The sequence below is a fragment of the Wolbachia endosymbiont of Wiebesia pumilae genome (assembly GCF_017869285.1).
GTDB classification, from domain to species: domain Bacteria; phylum Pseudomonadota; class Alphaproteobacteria; order Rickettsiales; family Anaplasmataceae; genus Wolbachia; species Wolbachia pipientis.
The window spans coordinates 472,431-491,723 of sequence record NZ_CP054557.1 but is presented as its reverse complement, the minus strand read 5'-3'; the positions used below and the strand labels follow the sequence as shown (position 1 = coordinate 491,723).

The window sequence follows — 19,293 nt, the reverse complement described above, 5'->3', positions numbered from 1 at the left end:
AAATTATAATTCTATGTTTTGCTTTTCCTTTTGTCCAGAATTTAGTGTATATTAAAATGTTGCTATATCTATAATAGAAATATAAATTATTAAAGGAAGCTACAATTTAAATGAAATTGCGTAATAAGGTTAACTAATGTACTCTGCAGTAATAGCAAAACCAAAGAGAAACGTTTTTGCTGTTTTAGACATAGGTACAACAAAGATTATTTGTCTAATCGTTAAAATAAATGGCAACTTCAGCTATAAAGTAACAGGAACGGGCTATAAGATTGCAGAAGGTGTAAACGGTGGGTCGATAACTAATGTAAAACACGCAAATTACTCCATCTCATCAACTATAGGTTTAGCTGAGCAAGTATCAGAAGAAACCATAGATCAGATATATGTGAACATTGCTGGATGTGGCATCTCATCTTTCAATGTACATAATGAAATTATTGCAGCTAACCATGAGATTTCTGAGCGTGATATAAGACGTGTAGTTTTTCAAACATTTGAGAAATATATTGAAGACAATGTTATCATTCACAATATACCACTAAAATATCACTTAGATGACATGACTGACATAAAAGAAGTTGGTGGATTGTACGGAAAAAGACTATCTGCTGATGTTAATGTTGTCACTGCTTCGCGTCCAGCGCTTACCAATATTGAAAACTGTATTACCAATAATGGTGGATTAAATATGGCAGGTTGTATTGCTTCTGCATATTCTGCAGGTCTTGCCTGTCTGAGTGGAGATGAAAAAGAGCTCGGGACTGCTATTGTTGATATAGGCGGTGGGTGCACTGCAATTGGAATTTTCAAAAGAGGGAAACTTGTGTATGCAAGCAGCGTTCCAATTGGTGGTGTTCATATCACTCGAGATATTGCTTACGGGCTATGCACAAGCATAGAACGTGCAGAGTATATAAAAATACTGTATGGCAGCACTATCGTAACTTCAATAGATGAGAATGAGTACATTACAATGCAAAACAACGAAAATGATGAACCTACTCAAGTATTCAAATCTGAGCTTATTAACATCATAAGACCAAGAGTTGAAGAAATACTTGAAATGGTAAGAGAGCAATTTCAAGAGCAGAAAGATCCAATTAATAAAGTAGTGATCACAGGTGGAACTAGTCAACTCACAAGCATGAAGGAAATTGCAGGCTATATATTCAATAAGCAAGTTCGAATTGGGTGCCCTGAGTCTTGTAGCGGTCTTGATGGCGAATATGATAAAAATCCTGTATTTTCTGCTGCTATAGGCTCTATAAAGCTAATAGTTGACACTTTTTATAAAAATAATTCTGGTATTTTAGGTCAGGATGGTAAAATGAGTAAATTGTATAATTGGGTTAAATCAAAAGTTACAGTCTAGATTTCTGTTTTACCACCTTTCATACAAATGACTTGACACTAGGATCCATAGGACTTATTTTTATAATATGTAAAATTATTATGTTTATGTACTTGCGAGTAAGCGTACCAATTACAATAAGACATGGAAAATATGAACATAACTATACACTCACAAGAAGATTTTGAATTTATGCGCAAGGCTGGCAGGCTTGCTGCTGAAACTCTTGATTTCATTGCACCGTACGTAAAGGTAGGGGTGACAACCAATGAATTAAATGATCTATGCCATGACTTTATAATTAATGCAGGTGCAATTCCAGCACCACTAAACTATAGGGGGTATCCAAAATCAATTTGCACTTCAAAAAATGCAGTTGTGTGCCATGGTGTTCCCGATGATAAACCGCTTAAAGATGGAGATATTTTAAATATTGATGTCACGGTGATTTTAAATGGTTGGCATGGTGATACAAGTCGCATGTTTTGGGTTGGCAAACCATCAATCAAAGCAAAACGTTTATGTGATGCTACTTATAATGCGTTGATGGAAGCAATCAAACAAGTTAAGCCCGGCAATAAGTTAAATGAAATAGGGCTTGCTATAGAGAAATATATTAGAGATTTTGGATATTCTATCGTACGCAGCTACTGCGGACATGGTATAGGAAAAGTCTTTCATGCTCCACCAAATGTAGTGCATTTCTATGATCAAGATGAAGATCTTGTCTTAAAGGAAGGTATGTTTTTTACAATAGAGCCAATGATTAATGCTGGAAAACATGAGACTCTGCTCAGTAAACTCGATGACTGGACAGTAACAACACGCGATCTTTCACTTTCTGCTCAATTTGAGCATACACTTGGAGTGACAAAAGATGGTGCTGAAATATTCACATTATCACCTAAGAATTGGCATTTCCCACCTTATAATTAGATTTTTTTAAATTCTGCTATACTGCAACTATACTTGGTTTACTTTGGGTGATTTTGAAGAAAGCTCACCCTTAATTTGCGATATAGCAACTAGCCCAATTAATGCACAGAAAATCATGTAAAAACTAGCTGAAGTCTCTTGTCCTGTAACCTTGATAATTGTTGTGCATATAAATGGTGCAAGGCCGCCAAAAAATCCAGCAGCTATATTTCTTGATAAACCAAATCCACTGTACCGAACCTTTGTTGGAAATAATTCGCACATAAGTGCACTGACAGGACCAAGCGATGCAGCTATTGGAATTATAAAAGAATGTGTGCCAGCAAGTAATTGCCACTACATAACATTGAAAAAACTGGATAACTTACTATTACAAAAGCTATAAATGCAAATTTCATAACTTTTTCTCTTCCTACCTTATCAGAAAGTATAGCAAATAATATTGTCAATCCTCCGAGCGCAATTTGACTCAGTATTTCTACTATATGATTAAAATGAGTATTTACTGTTAATATTTTATTCGTAAGCACATTGAAAAATACCAAATATATATATAGAGACGCATTTTCAACCAAGTCAATACCTATTGATATTAGAACAGGCTTTTTGTAATTGTTTAATAACTCTTTTAGTGGCAATTTAGACGGATTTTTTTGTCTTTTATACTCTGGGCTTTCATCAAGTATATATCTCATATATATGCTAATTAATCCCATTGCTAAACTGAAAATGAAAGGTAATCTCCACCCCCAAGATTCAAAATCAGATACTTTTTTGCATATGAGTACCGCTATCAGGCTTAATATTGAACCAAGAATTGCACTTAATACCTCAATGCTGCCAAAAAATCCTTTTTTGTTTTTAGGAGCATGTTCTATTAAAAATGGTGCATTTCCTGCTTCTCCTCCAAGAGATATACCCTGCAATAATCTTAAACACACTACCAGCATTGACGCTAGTATTCCAATGCTTTGATAACCTGGAACAAAAGCAATTAATACGGTTGATAAAGTCATTAATATAATCGAGAGCAATAAGGCAACTCTTCTGCCATGTTTATCACCAATGTGACCAAATATAGCAGCACCGACTGGTCTCATTAAGAAACCCACTGCAAACACTCCAAAAGCCTTCAATACGCTGGTTAGTTGATCATCCGATGGAAAAAACACACCACCTATTATGTTTATTAAGTAGCCAAAAAGCATGTGGTCATACCACAATAAAGTGTTACAAATCAAACTTGAAAATATTACTTTTGTTATTTGCTGCATAATTTCCCTATAGCCTGTTTGATCTTATATATAAAAAAAAATGTGAACGTTATGTGAATATTATATTAACAATATTAAACCTTGATTTTAATATTATTGCTCATATATTCCGATAAGATACCATATTTTGGCAAGAAAATCTATGTACATAAATAAAATTGATGTGAAGAGTAGAGTAGAGTAGGATATCTACACCAACTGTACTTAAATTTTTTGATATGACACACACTCCAGTTTTGTTAAAAGAGATGCTATCACTACTATCACCGCAGGATGGTGGCATATACGTGGACGCCACATTTGGAGCTGGAGGGTATAGCAAAGCAATATTGGAGTCAGCTGATTGCAAGGTATATGCAATTGATAGAGATGAAACGGTAACTAAGTTTTATGATGATTTAAGCGTTAGATATCCCGATAGAATAAAACTATTCATTGAGAAGTTTAGTAATATTAAAAGTATACTAAGCAGCGTTGAGCCATCTCCTGTCATCCCAGTACTTGATACTGGAAAAAATAACTGGTCACGCGCTGGAATGACATCAAACGGAGTGGATGGAGTGGTCTTTGACATCGGAGTTTCATCTATGCAGCTTGATAACGGAGATAGAGGGTTCTCATTTTTACATGATGGTCCACTCGATATGAGTATGGATAACTCTTCTTATATAAACGCTTCAACGTTTGTTAATGCTTTACGCGAAGAAGAAATCGCAAATACTATATATAACTACGGAGGAGAGCATCATTCTCGCAAAATCGCAAGAGCAATAGTAAGTGCACGGAAGAAGAAAACTATCAAAACTACATTTGAGCTTGCGAACATTGTACGTTCTGTGGTGTTCCGTGGAAAAAGCAAAATTGATCCTGCAACCAGAACATTTCAGGCAATCAGAATATGGGTAAACGATGAGCTGGGAGAACTTGAAAAGGGTATTAAAGCTGCATCTGAGATTTTAAGTGAGAATGGCAAATTAATTGTCGTCACCTTTCATTCCTTAGAAGATCGTATAGTCAAAACTTTTTTTAAAGATTTATGTGCTACTGATTGCAAGACATTCTCTCTGCTAAATAAAAAAGTGATCGAAGCAAGTATAGAAGAAGTAAGTGCAAATCCGCGTTCACGCTCAGCAAAACTAAGAGCTATACAGAGGTTGTCGTGAGAACTTTCTGCATCATCTCAATAGTTATGTTTTTTCTTAGCATTGTAGGACTATTTAAGGTAAAATTACATGTTCAGTCGTTAAATAGAGAGCTAATAAAAATAAAAAGTGAAATTAATTTAGTACAAAGTGATATAAAAGTTTTACAAGCAGAGTGGAGCTATTTAAATAATCCAAAAAGACTTGCAAGTCTTGTAAAGAAATACCTGAAAAATAACTCTTTAATACTGGCTAGCCAGGTTAAAAATCTTGACTCTTTAAATGGCCGCAGTGTGTTAGCACAACTTAAAATCCATGATCAACAGTGAGATTAAGTCTTATTTTTTACAGATGAGCACATCACAATAAAACTTACTTTGTATCCGTTCAGGATAGCGGCAAGGTAGTATAACCATAGAGTAAAAGTGAGTTTACAACAAATGGTGTCATCCCAGTGCTTGACACTGGGATCCAGCCTTTCCATAATCATCAAAAACATTGTATTTTAACGTAAAACAGCTATTTTTATGCTTACCAACTTAATAAAATTCCTGGATCCCAGTGTCTGGGCACTGGGATGACAAAGGAGAGCAGTGTCAGCTACTTGCATAACACCATTTGTTGTGCAACTTACTTTAGTATGAAATTGCTTGCGTAAGATCTTGGCAGCCTCTTAACATTTTTTGGCATTTCAATTATGTATTTAACGTTGCGTTTTTTTGCGTAGAATACTGCTTTTTCAAGAGAATCAAACTTTAATACAATCTGTTTTTTTGGATCTTTTGAGCCAACCCACCCCATTAAAGGTTCAATGTAGTAAGAGCCAGATTCAATTTTCAGGTGCCAGAAATTTGTATTACCTAAACCAGATTGTGTTGCAGTTCTTGTTGGTCTATAAATCCTAAAAACTACTTTATCGTCAATGCCCATAGTTCTTGTTAAATAAGCTTAAATATATATCTAAATAAATCCTTTCACAAACAATTAGTATGAAAGAATGAAGTTTGAAATAAATATTTTTATGTTATATTATTGTTAAATTATATTAAAAGGATTAGCTGAATAGGAGTAACCGATGACGCAACAGGAAATAGTAACAATTAATGCAGAGTTACGTGATATAACAAAAACAAAAGCGATGCATTCTCTAAGAAAGAAAGGAAACATCCCTGGAATCATATATGGAAAGGGCCATGATAATGTAAATTTGACATTGTCTGCAAAGGAATTCACAAAGCAATATAAGTCAGGCTCTCTTTCTGCACATTTGATAGAGCTGAATATTTCGGGCAAAAAGGAATATGCTCTTGTTCGCGATATCCAATTGCATGTAGTAAAGGATACTGTGCAACATGTTGATTTTCAGTTTATTGATAAAGGCAGTGAAATTAAAATAGACATACCTCTATCATTTGTGAATGAAAGTAAAGCTCCAGGAATCAAATTAGGTGGAGTGCTTAATGTTTTGTGTCGTTCTATTGCTGTTAAATGCTCTCCTGATAAAATACCTCAGGTTATTGAAGTTGATTTATCCGGTAAAATGATTGGCCAGTCTATACATATTAATGATGTAAAATTACCAGAAGGTGTTAAGTTTGTAGCTCATGAAGAAGAAAATTTTACCATTGTTACAATTTCTGCTGCCGATAGTGACGTTGAAGAACCTCAAGCAGAAACAGAGGAATAGTGCACCTGATAGTTGGGCTTGGTAACCCTGGTGGTCAATATGAGTTAACTTATCATAATATCGGCTTCATCGTAGTTGATACAATTTGCAAATATTGGAATTTCCAGTCGTTCTCTAAAAAAGCCGATTATCTAATAACCTCTGGCATAATTAATGATAATAAAATCATGTTAATAAAGCCTTATTCATTTATGAATAATTCAGGCATCCCTGTTGCAAAAATACGAAATTTTTACAAATTATCGCTAGATAATATTGTTGTCATACACGATGACGCTGATTTGGAACTTGGAAGAATAAAAATAAAGAAAGGTGGTAGCTCTGCTGGACATAATGGACTTAAATCCATAGATAGTTTTATTGGCAACGATTATTGGCGCTTGAGATTTGGAGTGGGTAGACCTGAAGATCAAAGAAGCTTAGCAGATTATGTGTTATCAAAATTTTCAAATTTTGATAATGTTACTCCCTTAGTGGAAAAAATAGCAAAAAATATACACTTAATGCTGCAAGGAGATAATACAGCTTTTATCAATTTGATTGTATAATATTACGAAACACAGGAAGTGTATGGTCCCAGAGTGTGATGGTGTGGATTTAGTATGAACAATTCAGGAGATTTTGTCCACTGTAAAGATATAAACTCAAAAGGTGTAAGACCCTTAAGAGTTTTGAGTCTTTTAGCATAATTGTAGGCCATAACAAAGTCATAAAGATGCTCTTTGAGTTGCTGGTGAGACTGATAGTAATACTTCTTAACAGTGGCATTCTTTAAAGTTTTGTTCATACGCTCAACTTGCCCATTCGTCCAAGGATGGCTAACTTTTGTTAGACGGTGTTCAATGTCATTTTCTTCACAAGCTCTATCAAATATATGTTGAAAAGCGTATTTATGGCGTTTTTGGTTGGTAAATTGTACACTGTTATCTGTCAAAATAGTGTGGATTTTATATGGTAAAATTTTAATCAAATCACGTAGAAACTCAGCAGCTATAGGTTTTGTAGCACTTTTATGCAACTCAACATACGTAAATTTGGATGTTCTATCTATTGCAACAAACAAATATAACTTTCCTTCTTCTGTTCTGACTTCTGCAATATCAATATGGAAATAGCCTATAGGATATTGTTTGAATTTCTTTTTTGGTTTAACTTCGCCATCAACATCTGGTAGTCTGCTAATGCTGTGCCTCTGTAAGCAACGATGTAGACTAGAGCGAGTCAAGTGTGGGATTGAGGTTTGCAAAGCGTAGAGACAATCATCTAATGGCAATAGAGTATGCTTACGAAATGCAACAATTACAGCCTCCTCTTCTAAAGTTAAAACAGTTGATCTTGCATGCTTCGGACCCATATCAGCGTCTTTGGCAAAAGACCGTTTTCTCCATTTAATGATAGTTTTTGGATTAAGGTTATAGTACCTGGAGAGTTTTGCTATGCTCTCTTTACTATTTTGTATTGCTCTACGAATTGTCTCTGTTGTTTTGGCGCACCCATGTAATATTTGTCCCATAATTCCTCCTTTGATGGTATTGTTTTCTCATATTTTATCATACCATCACACTCTGGGACCATACATCCCCCCTCCCCCCCTAATTCCTATATCAAACCTTTCTTTACTAGATTATATAGTCAATATAAAAAGCCATATAAAATTGCTTCCACTGCTGCCATGAGGAAATTGCTTATTCTTGCTAACTCTTTAGTCAGAGATGACAGGGTTTTTACTGAGAAATATAACTCTCTGTCTGTTTCTATCTAAGAGCCAGTATAGCTGTGGATAAGCACGTTTATACAGATAAAAGTACTTATCCACAGCTACATCAATTTTTCTATTGACTTTTAACACAACTGCTAAACAGATACATTCGTCATCCCGCTACGTGTTAGCGGCCAAGATACCGCGGCGGTATGCCGTGGGAAACCTGACTTGCATTAGCTATAAAATAGTGATTTATATAAATCCCATAGCATGCCGAATGAAGCGTTTTTTGAGGAAATTTGAATTTTCAACTGCAATCAAGCCAAGATTTCTTAGTGCTTTAGCGCAGAATATTCTGTTGGAAAACATCCTATTTAATCCATCAGTTGCAAGCGCCATTGTAAAATTATCAAAGTATCTGTTACGTGAAATTTTCTTTAATAAATAACTACTGCCAACATCAATACCAGATGCTTTTGCGGCAACTACGTGCTTTATAATACTTTCTACATCTCTAATTCCAAGATTAAGCCCTTGACCTGCAACTGGATGAATTGAATGTGCTGCATCGCCGATAAGCAAAACTCTACCCTTATATAACTTTTTTGCGAAAACAAAACTTAAAGGATAAAGTTTTCTTTCACCCTCTAGTTTTATCTTTCCTAAATAAGAACCAAATCTTTTTTTAAGCTCTATAATAAATTCTTCTTCAGACAGATCCATTAGCATTTTTGAAATTCCAGATTTTTCTGTCCAAACTATCGAAGAAGTATAGCCATCCTTTATCGGTAGAATTGCAAATGGACCGCCAGGAAAAAAACGCTCTACAGCTAAGTTTTGGTGATGCAGTTCATGCTTTACATTAAATACTATGCTACTTTGTTTATAATCAAATTTCGCTGTCGGTATAGAAAATAACTCTGGTAGTTTAGAGTTCTTGCCTTCAGCGCAGATAAGTAGCGATGATATTAATTCCTGGTTATTATCAAGAATAACTTCCACATATCCTGAATCACAAGCAATTGTTTTATAGGAATGTGGAGAGTATATATTTAGTTTATTCAAAAAATTATTGTTGATTGCATTCCATATAGTGGCATTGTTAATAACATAACCCATTGGTTCTTCACCAACCATTTTATGATTGTAATGCACAGTAACCGCATCTAATATGCATATATCAAGTATTGGCTCAGCTTCGCTTTCTATAAACTGCCAAATCCCTAATTTTTCCAATATTTTTTTCGAACCTTGAGAAATAGCAAATGCTCGGTTGTCATCTACTACACGTGGTAGACTATTTTTTTCAATCACAGCTACAGACACAGAGTCACAACTGAGGCCAATGGCAGTAATAAGACCAAGTAACCCACCACCTGAAATGATTACATCATAATTCATTTTATTTACGCTAATTGTAAAATTATATTTTATCTGTTTTGAAAATAGTTTAAACAAACTTTATATATAAATTAAATTTTTTAGATCCCAGTGTCAGCTACTTGGATGACATCTAAAGACACTCCACCTTGTCATTCCAGCACGTAACGAACAACTGTACGAACATTTTGCGAAGGCAGTGTGTTAAATGCTATGGCCGGTTTTGCCTCAAACATAAAGGTGTCATCCCAGTGCTTGACACTGGGATGGCTTTGTTGCATAGCAACTGAAAAAATCTGGTGGCTACTGACAAAATTCATTATAAAATAGCCATTTAACCTTGAAAGAAAAAATATGCCACAAAAAATGAGGGTCAGTAACCATAGCGAATATAACAAATTTCTAGAAAAAAGAGGAAATATTTTTCATTATATCAACGAAGCCATAGAAAAGTGGTACGAGAATGGTCCAAAAATACCAGGTGGCAACAATATTTATAGCGATAAAGTTGTAATTTTGGTGCACATAATAACTTGTTTATTTAGAATAGGCCTGAGGCAAACAGTTGGGTTTATAGCAGGATACCTTGAGCAAATTGGGAAAAATTTGCAAGTTATCAGCTATTCACAATCATCAAGAAGGTTTAAGAAACTCAATATTAAGATCAATGATTGCAGAATTGATAAAAATAATATGGAAGATATCGAAATTGCTATAGACAGTACAGGAATTAGTATATACAACAACACTCCTGGTCATAGCAAAGAAAATAGCGAAGATAGAAAGTATCGCAGCTATGAACAGACAAGAAAATTGCATGTAATGTTGAATACAAACAGCAAAAAAGCCATAGCTGTAAAATACAGTAACGGTGTCTACTCTGATCACTATGGAGCTTGTGATTTGCTAAAAGAAGTCGATTTTCAGTATGTCATAAAAGTACTATATGCAGATAGGGCATATGACAGAGAAAAGCTCTATAAGCTGTGTAATCAATATGGTATAAAAACGAAAATTCCTCCGAAAAACAACGCAGCAGAGCATCCAAAGTTAGACTATATGGCTGAGAGAAATTCTGCAGTCAAGCTCATAAAGTCATATGATGAAGATAGTATAAAGAAGTGGAAAAAAGAGATGAGTTATGGAAAAAGATCTTATATAGAAAGTTTTTTCTCGCGACTGAAACAAACATTCGGGTTTAGTTTTAGGAATAAATCTGAGACAAATAGAGAGAAGGAACTACTTGTTAAATGCTATTTGCTCAATAAGTTCACTGATATTGGTATGGCTAAATTTGAGATAGCTTCATAAATTTATTGTGCGTTACCTACTATCCGAAGAGCAATGCAACAAAGCCCACTGGGATCCATTCTTCTTTTTTTCTGGATTCCAGCGTCACGCGCTGGAATGACAAAAGCTGCTAATTTTTCATGTAAATAATGGTTATGCAAGCAGTCTATTTTGTAACTAACAAAAGAGGACTTTGATTCGCATGTTTCTCACGCTTATTCTATTGTTTAACTATACTTTGAGCAATGTCTTCATAAATCTCTGCCAAATCCTCACTTAACATTAAAGGATTTCCGCAATCAGAAGCATGGCATATTTGTGGATCTAGAGGAACTCTGCCTAGAAGTTTGATGCCCAGCTCCTCAGACATTTTTTTTGCACCGTCTTTTCCAAATATGTATATTTTTGAGCTGCTTTGAATGAAATAACTCATATTTTCTACAATGCCAATAACCGGTACGCTGAGCTTTGTAAACATATCATAAATTTTGCGAGCATCGATTAAAGAGAGCTCCTGTGGAGTTGAAACTATTATCGCCCCAGTTAAGTTAAAATTTTCCATAAGACTTAAATGCACATCGCCAGTTCCAGGTGGTGTATCAATTATCAAATACTCTATATCGGACCATTTTGTTCCCATTAGCAGACTATAAAGTGCTTTTGTAATCATAGGTCCGCGCCATATTGCTGCACGATCTTTATCGATAAAATAGCCAATTGAAATAGTATGCAGTCCATACTTTTCTATAGGCATTGCTTTACTATCCTGTATTTCTGGCTTTAATTTTTCAGCGCCAAGCATTTTAGGAATTGAAGGACCATATATATCTGCATCAACCAGCGCAACTTTGTGTTTTAACTTTGCTAATGAGAGAGCAAGATTTAGCGCAACTGTGGACTTGCCCACACCGCCTTTACCAGAGGCCACAACGATTATATTTTTCACTCCTTCGATATGTAATTTAGCTTTTTGTTGCCCAGTTTGTTTTTGACAAGTAGCAACCACGGTCACTTTTGTCACCCCCGGTATAGCTTTAACAGCTTGCTCACAATTTCTTCTTAATTCTTCATTTGCTTGCGTGTTACCGGCAACTTCAAGCACAAAACCAACATCTTGACCTTTAATAATAATTGAGGATATTATGCCAAGAGCGATCACATCTTTACCGCTTTTTTGCTCTATGACTTTTTTTAAGTTCTCTCTTACAATTTTTTCGTTGATCATTAGCCTTTTAGGTGATTTCTTCCTGAAGTCGTTTAATCTCAGCTTGAGGAAGGCCGGTTGTCTGAGAGATAATATCAATAGAGATGTCAGCCTTAAGTAGGTTTTTTGCTACTTCAATCTTTCCTTCAATCTTTCCCTCATCAAGTTTTTTAGCGAGGATGCCTTCTTCTTTCCGCAGATCCATTATTCTTTCTTCATATGCTACTAAATCTTTTTCATTCCAGCTAAACCTGTCTAATTCATCGTAGGCTAACTTTATTATTGGTGCTTTTTCTGCTATTTTCCTTAAGTCTTCTTCCGTAGTTTCATCTGCATATTGTTGTCTAAGTGAAGAAGGTCGCCCCTCCTCACTCGACTTCAAAACCGTACGTGAGACTTTGCGCCTCATACGGCTTCTCTCCAATTTGGAGCTTTTCATGCACACCTCCTGTGTAATTCATCGTGACAATGTCCATGTAACAAAGATAAGTTTTTGATCATGTTGTTTCGTCTATTCCGGTCTTTGTGATGTATTTCTATTGTATCATCACTTTTAAACCATAGTCTACAATTATCACATTTACTTTGTTGTAACTTCAATAGTTTTATTACTCTTAATGGCTTATCTGGTATTTTTCTCAGACGTTTACCCCAATAAACCCAATCACCATCATATGGAGATCTGGTTTTTTGCACTTTGATATGTCGTTTAATAACATGATCGCTGTGTATAATAAAATGTATCTTGTTACTTGTCATAAAACGCCAGTTATCGTTATTATACTTTTTAAAGTATTTTCTTTTTATCCAGCATTTCCCTTTGTTTGGGTGCCTAAGAGCCTGTCTTGAAAAGAAATGAGAAAGAGAATATGATGAGATAAGTAAAAAATAGTAGGTAAAAATGTATCCAAGTGATATAAGTGACAAAGAATGGGAAATTTTGGAGCCAAGTGTTGCACAAGGTGCAGTAGGACGGCCAAGAAAGCACAATATTAGAACAATTATTAATGCAATAAGATACATAATGAAAGGTGGTTGCCAGTGGAGAATGCTGCCAAAAGATTTTCCGCCATGGAAAACGGTGTATGATTATTTTCTCAGGTGGCGTAATAGTGGCAAATTGGAAGAAATACACGATATGTTAGTAAAAAAGGTAAGAAAAATGGTTGGCAAAAATGAAATACCTTCGGTAGGAATAATTGACAGTCAATCAGTGAAAACCACTCAAAAAGGGGATCCAGAGGATATGATGCTGGCAAGAAAATAAAGGGTAGAAAACGTCACATCATTGTGGATACAATAGGCCTAATTATTACAGCTGATGTTCATAGTGCAGGCATTCAAGATCGTGATGGTGCTCTAAATCTTTTTACTCAAGCTAAACGAAAAGCTTCAACGCTACAAAGGTTTCTCGCTGATCAGGGATATATTGGTAAATTGCAAAATTACTGTTTATTGAAAACAGGATGTTTATTGACGATTACTAAAAAAGCAGCTGATGCTGTAGGATTTCAAGTTATTCCTAAACGGTGGATTGTTGAAAGAACTTTTGCTTGGCTTTCCAATTTTAGACGTATGAGCAAGGATTATGAGCATTCTCCTCTTACTTCAAAAACTAATATCTCCTTTAATATGATTACTATTATGCTTGCTAAATTAGCTGCTTAGTTCCTTTCAAGACAGGTTCTAAAGACTGACCTTACCCAGAAAAAGTGGAGAGAAAGAAAAGAGTTTTTTTGGGTAAAATAAAATTTTGGAGGATTAGAAATGGTAAGAGAATATACGGCAGAATTCAAATTGGAAGCTGTTAAACTGGCAAATGAACAAAGAAAGGCAGGTCAAACAATTACAAAAATAGCAAGAGATTTAGGAATAAAGGGTGGTTTATTAGGAAAATGGATAAAGAAACACAACGAAAAAAAGTCGGCGGCAAATGCATTTCCAGATGTAGCACCTTATGACAAAGAGAGGTTTGATTTACAAAGCAAGAGTAACAAGGGAAAGAGACATTTAAAAAAAAGCCCTGGCCAGTCAAAAAGAGTAAAATATTTTTTTATATAGTAACTGCTATAAAGTACAGGAATTATGTAGGATTTTCTGCTAGTGGCTACTATAAGTGGACCACAAGAAAAATAAGCAGTAGAGAATCAGCAAATAAAGAGCTACTCGAAGCTATTCAAAAAATATATCAAGTTTCTAAATGTAGATATGGAGCTCCTAAAATTCATGCTGAATTGAAGGCTTTGGGTAAAAGTTGCAATTTGAAAACGGTGCAAAGTATTATGCAGAAAAATGACATCAGGGCTATACTGAGAAGAAAGTTTAAAATTAAAAAACAACAAACAGATAATAGAGCTGTAGCTCCCAATATACTAGATCAAAACTTTATTGTTGATCAACCAAATAAAGTATGGGATTACTTACATCAAAACCAAGGAGGGATGGCTATATTTGGCAGCAATAATTCTCACGTATGGTAGTTAATGAGTAGTGCAATAAATAAACAATTGGTTATGAACTCTTTATTAATGGCCATTAATAGGCGTAAACCTGTTAAAAATCTACTGCTGCACAGTGACCAAGGTTCACAATATACTGCGCAAGGGTATCAATATCTCTTAGCTGTAAAGAATATAGATGAGTAATAAAGGCTGTTGTTACGACAATTCTGTTGCAGAAAGCTTCTTTAGCTCATTGAAAAGAGAAATACTTATTGATACTTCACAACACTCTGCTCAACACACTAGAACTGCAATATTTGAATACATAGAAATTTTTTATAACAAACAACGTCACTATTAACTATTGCATTCCAGAACAATTTGATGCATCATTCTTTTTGTAAAAAACATTCCACACTTTCTCTCCACTTTTTCTGGGTAAGGTCATTTTTCATTGCACCCTATATTGTCCATTCCATTAGCTTTACTACGCTCGTTACCTCACGCAGCATAATGGTCTGTTCTAGGCTGTTGGCTAGACTTTGCCTAAGTTGGATTTTCACCAACTGTATTCTAAACGCTTACTTGGCGCACCCATAACAAAAATGCCTGAAAAACGTTAATAATTATATACTATTATTAATAATTATTCAACCATATTTTAAGCTTACAATTTTGAGCTTAACTGACGCTTATGGATAGGGGCAACTCTATCACCCTGTGTTATGTTTATTTTCTAACGGACGCTGATTTTTGTATCGTAATTTCTTGCTATAAATTGGTTATATAAGAGCTGGCTTCTAAAATTTTATAACCCTAATTTGAATTAACAGACAGTAGAATCGAAAGATTATTACAAGGAGAAATCTACACAGATCGACCCTTTTGTGAATCTGCGTTTCTGCTTTCTTCAACTTGTTTTGCAAAAGATGTTTCCGGTTTCTGAAGTGGCTTAGCAATTTCACGCACAACGGCAATAACTGCTGTTAAAAACGTTTTTAACAATGCACCTAAAGCTCCACCAACTGCTTCCCTGCCATATATATGAGCTTGCTTTTCGTTACCGTCAGCAGTTTCCCCTGCCCTCCTTCTTGGATCCATCCTATGAGCAATCACCGAAAACAACACTCCCCTGATTGAAGACTTCACTTTTTCCTTTGCTTCGTGGACATCCCCATCTTTTGCTGTTTCATGTCCATGACTTAAGTGTTTAGCGTTCATTAGCTCCTTTTGTTGCTGGGCAAACATGCTACTTAATACTTCTTCTATCACTTGCTTTCTTCTCTTCTCTCTAACTCTTTTCATAGATTCTGATTTATCGCGAGTGTGTTTGGTAGTTTCAAATTCTGCATCAATATCTTCGGACGCAGCCTGACTATATAAAGTCTCTATGAGCCTGTCTATGCTTCGCTTTATTTGCATAGTCCTTTCGTAACTATCCGAATTATCAATTCCTTCGTCGATCTGATTTAGAATATCCTCAAAAACTTTCAAATAGTCTTGAATATACTGTATTATGTATTGCTTATCTTCCTCTTTGTGTTGTTCTTCTTGATTTTGCTGATTTTCATTTTCTAAACTTCTCTCTCTTTTATCATCGTTATTTTCTTCAATATTATCACCGTCTTCCTCGAAAAGGTTTTCGTCATTCATGATTTTTTTTAATTTAGTTAAAATTCTCACCAGTTATTATTGTATATGAAAAAATTAAATTAACATTAATGAAAAGCGTTTACAACTTCAGCACTAGTTAAAACTACAGTAAAGCTGTCAAAAGTAACAGGATCATAATACCTCTCATACAATTCAACTGAACACCTAAGCCTTATCTTTTCCTTAGCATTAAAACTAATTTCATAATCATTATTAGAGTTTAGCATAGCAGAATTACGTAATAATTCATCAGCTAATACAGAGTCTAAAATTCCATTAATTTTTATCGTAATGTGTCTGCTTCCAGCACAATCGAGCACTTTCCTCCAGCCAAAAGAAGAAATATCTTTCACCTCTTCTCTGTTATTACGCAAAGTAAACCTTAGGTTTCTTATATTATTTAACACAATAAAATTATTGTCATGATCTTTAATTTTTAGCTGTAATTTGCTCATTATCACCTCCTTTTATTAAAATATCAAAATTAATTGTTGAATGTAAAATTTCATCGTGCTGATCCATAGCACAATTACTTTCTAAAATGGCCTCATTATTAAAACCTTCAATGCTCTTAAGTATCAAGTGAATATGCCTTATAATGGCAAACATACTGTCTATATGATAAGTATATATGTCGCATGAAAATCTTGCCTTTGTAGCAAAATTGGACAGCATATGCAGGTTATTATAATTCACTACACGCAATCTCAGGTAAGGAATGGTGACCTGTTTAGGTAAGTAGTCATAAATGTTAGTAACATATTTCCTTAAATCAGAGTTTGCTTTTAGTGCTTCATAAATGCTACTGTACAACTCGTTTATAGCTTGAATTTTTTTCATAATTAACCCTCGAAAGATATATAGAAACTCGTCATCCCGCTACTTGTTAGCGGGATCTATCCGTGACGGTATGACGTAGGACTGCTGTCATTCCGCTACGTGTTAGCGGCTGAGATACCGCGGCGGTATGACGATAAGGTTTATACCTCGTCATCCCGCTGCTTGTTAGCGGGATCTATCCGTAACGGTATGACGTAGTAGCCCAGTTTGAATGACCAGAAAGAGCTACAAAACAACCTTTGGTTCGCGAAATGGAGAATATACCTTCTTCACTTCAGATAAATGGCTACTTACCTCCGATTCACGATTTTTGTAAAGAGCAGAAACATGCCGCATAATACCTAGTTTTATCTGCTCAGGAACATTGTCATAACCAGCTTCGTATACAACATCAACTCTTATTGCATTCAAACAATTGAAAAACTCAACGTAGCCCCCTACATCACTAAAATAATACTTAAGTGTACTCTTCTCTTGATTTTTAGACATCATTGCAGTAGCCAATACTATCTTACTCACAGGGCCATAGCTTAAATAGATCCTACGAGGTACATAATCTTCATATGAAACTTGCCATGTTTGTTTCACCAGTGACTTTTCCATATGCCATTCAGCGTAATCAGTTGCCATAAAAATTAGATCTGAAATCAACTTATCATCCTGGTCGTTCTCAATGCGTAAAAAAGATTTAACCTCTTCTAAGATGTATGGTCCCAGAGTGTGATGGTGTGGATTTAGTATAAATAATTCTGGAGACTGTGTCCACTGATAACATATAAATTCATAAGGAGTAAGACCCTTAAGAGTTTTGAGTCTCTTTGCATAATTATAAGCCATAACAAAGTTATAAAGGTGTTCTTTAAGTTGCTGGTGCGATTGATAGTAATACTTCTTAACTGTAGCATCCTTTAAAGTTTTATTCATACGCTCGACTTGCCCATTCGTCCAAGGATGGCTAACTTTTGTCAAACGATGTTCAATAACATTCCCTTCGCAAACTCTATCAAATATATGTTGGAAAGCATACTTATGACGCTTCTGGTTTGTAAATTGTATACCGTTATCTGTCAAAATAGTATGGATTTTATACGGTAAAATTCTAATCAAATTACGTAAGAACTCAGCAGCTATGGGTTTTGTAGCACTGTTACGCAACTCAACATAGGTAAATTTGGATGTCCTATCAATAGCAACAAACAAATGTAATTTGCCCTCCTCAGTTCTAACTTCAGCAATATCAATATGAAAGTAACCGATAGGATATTGTTTGAATTTCTTTTTTGACTTAACTTCTCCATCAACAGTTGGTAATCTGCTAATGTTGTGTCTTTGTAAACAACGATGCAAGCTAGAGCGAGTCAAATGCGGAATTGTAGACTGCAGAGCGTAAAGGCAATCATCTAGTGGCAGTAGTGTATACTTGCGAAATGTAACTATTATAGCTTCCTCTTCTAGCGTTAAAACAGTCGATCTTGGACGCTTTGGACCCATATCAGCATCTTTCGTAAATGAACGTTTTCTCCACTTAATAATAGTTTTTGGATTAAGGTTATAATGCTTGGAGAGTTTTGCTATGCTCTCTTTTCTATTTTGTATTGCTCTACGAATCGTCTGTGTTGTTTTGGCGCACCCATGCAATATTTGTCCCATAACTCCTCCTTTGATGGTATTTTTTTCTCATATTTTATCATACCATCACACTCTGGGACTGTACATAAGCTTCAGTTTCATGATAAGGGGGCTGGCGAGGTTTGTCAAGCAAGTTTTTTGTTTCTGCGGACTACCTAGATTAATATTATATAGAAGGTTTGCTGCCAATAAAGCCTAAACTTACCAAATACATTTCTGTAGATTCAGATCTACTTGACTTTGGTTTAAAGTATTTTACTGTTTTAAACATTTTTTTTAGCTCGTTACAAAAATCTTTGTCAGATTCTCCTTGGAAAATTTTTACTACAAACGTGCCACCATGACTCAAGAAATGCTTTGCAAAATTGAGCGCTGCTTCGCATAAAAGCATAATTCTGATATGATCCAACGATTTTAAACCACAAGATTCGGGCGCCATGTCAGATAAAATTACATCAAATTTTTGATCCTTGAATTTTTCTCTTAAAATTTCAAACTCATTGATAATATCACATTGTATAAACTCTACTCCATTAATTGCGTTCATTGGTTTTATGTCAAGAGCAACCACATTTGCACCTTTCTGAGATGCAACTTGTGACCATCCACCAGGAGAAGCACCAAGATCAATAATTTTTTGCCCTTCTTGGAATAATTTAAATTTGTTATCCATTTCTACCAGCTTATATGCTGAGCGTGACCTATAACCATCCTTGCTAGTTTTTTGCACATACTGATCATTCAAATGACGATGTAGCCAC

General features: G+C 35.1%; 19 protein-coding genes and 4 pseudogenes. 10 read left to right on the top strand and 13 right to left on the bottom strand.

The features are described from left to right. Positions 1-136 precede the first annotated feature (136 nt). Together ftsA and map are read left to right on the top strand one after the other, a co-directional pair. Positions 137-1,375, top strand: coding sequence for a cell division protein FtsA (gene ftsA / locus HUB92_RS02565; protein ID WP_010962406.1), 1,239 nt, complete (start codon positions 137-139; stop codon positions 1,373-1,375). Positions 1,376-1,507: 132 nt separating this feature from the next. After that, positions 1,508-2,290, top strand: a complete 783-nt coding sequence (map, locus tag HUB92_RS02560) for a type I methionyl aminopeptidase (protein ID WP_141456790.1) — start codon at positions 1,508-1,510, stop codon at positions 2,288-2,290. Positions 2,291-2,317: 27 nt separating this feature from the next. Here map and HUB92_RS02555 read toward each other — a convergent pair. Then, positions 2,318-3,564: pseudogene (locus HUB92_RS02555) on the bottom strand (MFS transporter). Between the two features lie 218 nt (positions 3,565-3,782). Here HUB92_RS02555 and rsmH point away from each other — a divergent pair. Both rsmH and ftsL read left to right on the top strand, forming a co-directional pair. Continuing rightward, positions 3,783-4,727, top strand: a complete 945-nt coding sequence (gene rsmH / locus HUB92_RS02550) for a 16S rRNA (cytosine(1402)-N(4))-methyltransferase RsmH (protein ID WP_209473203.1) — start codon at positions 3,783-3,785, stop codon at positions 4,725-4,727. Then, entirely contained in the window at positions 4,724-5,035 is a 312-nt protein-coding gene (ftsL, locus tag HUB92_RS02545; RefSeq protein ID WP_007548286.1) for a cell division protein FtsL, read from the top strand. The genes rsmH and ftsL overlap by 4 nt, the downstream gene beginning before the upstream one ends. A gap of 301 nt (positions 5,036-5,336) precedes the next feature. Here ftsL and HUB92_RS02540 read toward each other — a convergent pair whose 3' ends face one another. Beyond that, positions 5,337-5,636, bottom strand: coding sequence for an NADH dehydrogenase ubiquinone Fe-S protein 4 (locus HUB92_RS02540; RefSeq protein ID WP_209473200.1), 300 nt, complete (start codon positions 5,634-5,636; stop codon positions 5,337-5,339). 145 nt (positions 5,637-5,781) lie between these two features. Here HUB92_RS02540 and HUB92_RS02535 point away from each other — a divergent pair, with 145 nt between their 5' ends. Together HUB92_RS02535 and pth are read left to right on the top strand one after the other, a co-directional pair. Continuing rightward, a complete protein-coding gene (locus HUB92_RS02535; protein WP_209473198.1) occupies positions 5,782-6,393 on the top strand; it encodes a 50S ribosomal protein L25/general stress protein Ctc in 612 nt (203 codons plus the stop codon). Beyond that, entirely contained in the window at positions 6,393-6,941 is a 549-nt protein-coding gene (gene pth, locus HUB92_RS02530; protein ID WP_065094970.1) for an aminoacyl-tRNA hydrolase, read from the top strand. The genes HUB92_RS02535 and pth overlap by 1 nt, the downstream gene beginning before the upstream one ends. A 2-nt stretch (positions 6,942-6,943) precedes the next feature. Here pth and HUB92_RS02525 read toward each other — a convergent pair whose 3' ends face one another. Together HUB92_RS02525 and ubiH are read right to left on the bottom strand one after the other, a co-directional pair. Further along, positions 6,944-7,906, bottom strand: a complete 963-nt coding sequence (locus HUB92_RS02525) for an IS481-like element ISWpi4 family transposase (protein WP_209473196.1) — start codon at positions 7,904-7,906, stop codon at positions 6,944-6,946. A 441-nt stretch (positions 7,907-8,347) separates the two neighbouring features. Continuing rightward, positions 8,348-9,496 (bottom strand): 2-octaprenyl-6-methoxyphenyl hydroxylase, encoded by a 1,149-nt coding sequence (gene ubiH / locus HUB92_RS02520; protein WP_209473195.1) that lies wholly within the window; start codon positions 9,494-9,496, stop codon positions 8,348-8,350. Between the two features lie 180 nt (positions 9,497-9,676). Between ubiH and HUB92_RS06935 the strand changes: the two genes are divergently transcribed. Both HUB92_RS06935 and HUB92_RS02515 read left to right on the top strand, forming a co-directional pair. After that, positions 9,677-9,805, top strand: a complete 129-nt coding sequence (locus tag HUB92_RS06935; RefSeq protein ID WP_256437790.1) for a hypothetical protein — start codon at positions 9,677-9,679, stop codon at positions 9,803-9,805. 24 nt (positions 9,806-9,829) lie between these two features. Continuing rightward, entirely contained in the window at positions 9,830-10,786 is a 957-nt protein-coding gene (locus HUB92_RS02515) for an IS5 family transposase (RefSeq protein WP_209472359.1), read from the top strand. A 199-nt stretch (positions 10,787-10,985) separates the two neighbouring features. Here the strand turns inward: HUB92_RS02515 and HUB92_RS02510 are convergent, their stop codons facing one another. The 3 genes and pseudogenes from HUB92_RS02510 to HUB92_RS02500 form a co-directional block, all read right to left on the bottom strand. After that, the gene (locus HUB92_RS02510) at positions 10,986-11,990 is read right to left on the bottom strand and encodes an Mrp/NBP35 family ATP-binding protein (RefSeq protein ID WP_209473193.1); all 1,005 of its coding nucleotides are present in this window, start codon (positions 11,988-11,990) and stop codon (positions 10,986-10,988) included. 7 nt (positions 11,991-11,997) lie between these two features. Next, positions 11,998-12,309 (bottom strand): annotated as a pseudogene (locus HUB92_RS02505) (nuclease/transposase family protein); the annotation flags it as partial. A 95-nt stretch (positions 12,310-12,404) separates the two neighbouring features. Next, positions 12,405-12,896, bottom strand: a complete 492-nt coding sequence (locus HUB92_RS02500) for an HNH endonuclease signature motif containing protein (protein ID WP_209473191.1) — start codon at positions 12,894-12,896, stop codon at positions 12,405-12,407. On the opposite strand from HUB92_RS02500, the gene HUB92_RS02495 reads away from it, so the two are divergent. Next, a protein-coding gene (locus tag HUB92_RS02495) for an IS5 family transposase (RefSeq protein ID WP_410543339.1) occupies positions 12,871-13,637 on the top strand; the annotation gives its coding sequence in 2 pieces (ribosomal slippage) (positions 12,871-13,198 and positions 13,198-13,637; 768 coding nt in all). The two genes, HUB92_RS02500 and HUB92_RS02495, sit on opposite strands and share 26 nt — an antisense overlap. Positions 13,638-13,736: 99 nt before the next feature. After that, positions 13,737-14,814: pseudogene (locus tag HUB92_RS07245) on the top strand (IS3 family transposase). Between the two features lie 463 nt (positions 14,815-15,277). Here HUB92_RS07245 and HUB92_RS02475 read toward each other — a convergent pair. The 6 genes and pseudogenes from HUB92_RS02475 to HUB92_RS02450 form a co-directional block, all read right to left on the bottom strand. Further along, positions 15,278-16,063: a hypothetical protein gene (locus HUB92_RS02475; RefSeq protein WP_070356729.1), complete on the bottom strand. Its 786-nt coding sequence runs from the start codon at positions 16,061-16,063 to the stop codon at positions 15,278-15,280. A 65-nt stretch (positions 16,064-16,128) separates the two neighbouring features. Continuing rightward, positions 16,129-16,518 (bottom strand): phage tail tube protein, encoded by a 390-nt coding sequence (locus HUB92_RS02470; RefSeq protein WP_209473189.1) that lies wholly within the window; start codon positions 16,516-16,518, stop codon positions 16,129-16,131. After that, a complete protein-coding gene (locus HUB92_RS02465) occupies positions 16,493-16,903 on the bottom strand; it encodes a DUF3168 domain-containing protein (protein ID WP_209473187.1) in 411 nt (136 codons plus the stop codon). The genes HUB92_RS02470 and HUB92_RS02465 overlap by 26 nt, the downstream gene beginning before the upstream one ends. A 225-nt stretch (positions 16,904-17,128) precedes the next feature. Next, positions 17,129-17,554, bottom strand: a complete 426-nt coding sequence (locus tag HUB92_RS02460; protein WP_244663121.1) for a head-tail connector protein — start codon at positions 17,552-17,554, stop codon at positions 17,129-17,131. A 54-nt stretch (positions 17,555-17,608) separates the two neighbouring features. After that, a pseudogene (locus tag HUB92_RS02455) lies at positions 17,609-18,553 on the bottom strand (IS481 family transposase); the annotation flags it as partial. A 145-nt stretch (positions 18,554-18,698) separates the two neighbouring features. Continuing rightward, positions 18,699-19,277, bottom strand: a complete 579-nt coding sequence (locus HUB92_RS02450; RefSeq protein ID WP_010962344.1) for an RlmE family RNA methyltransferase — start codon at positions 19,275-19,277, stop codon at positions 18,699-18,701. Between the last annotated feature and the right edge of the window lie 16 nt (positions 19,278-19,293).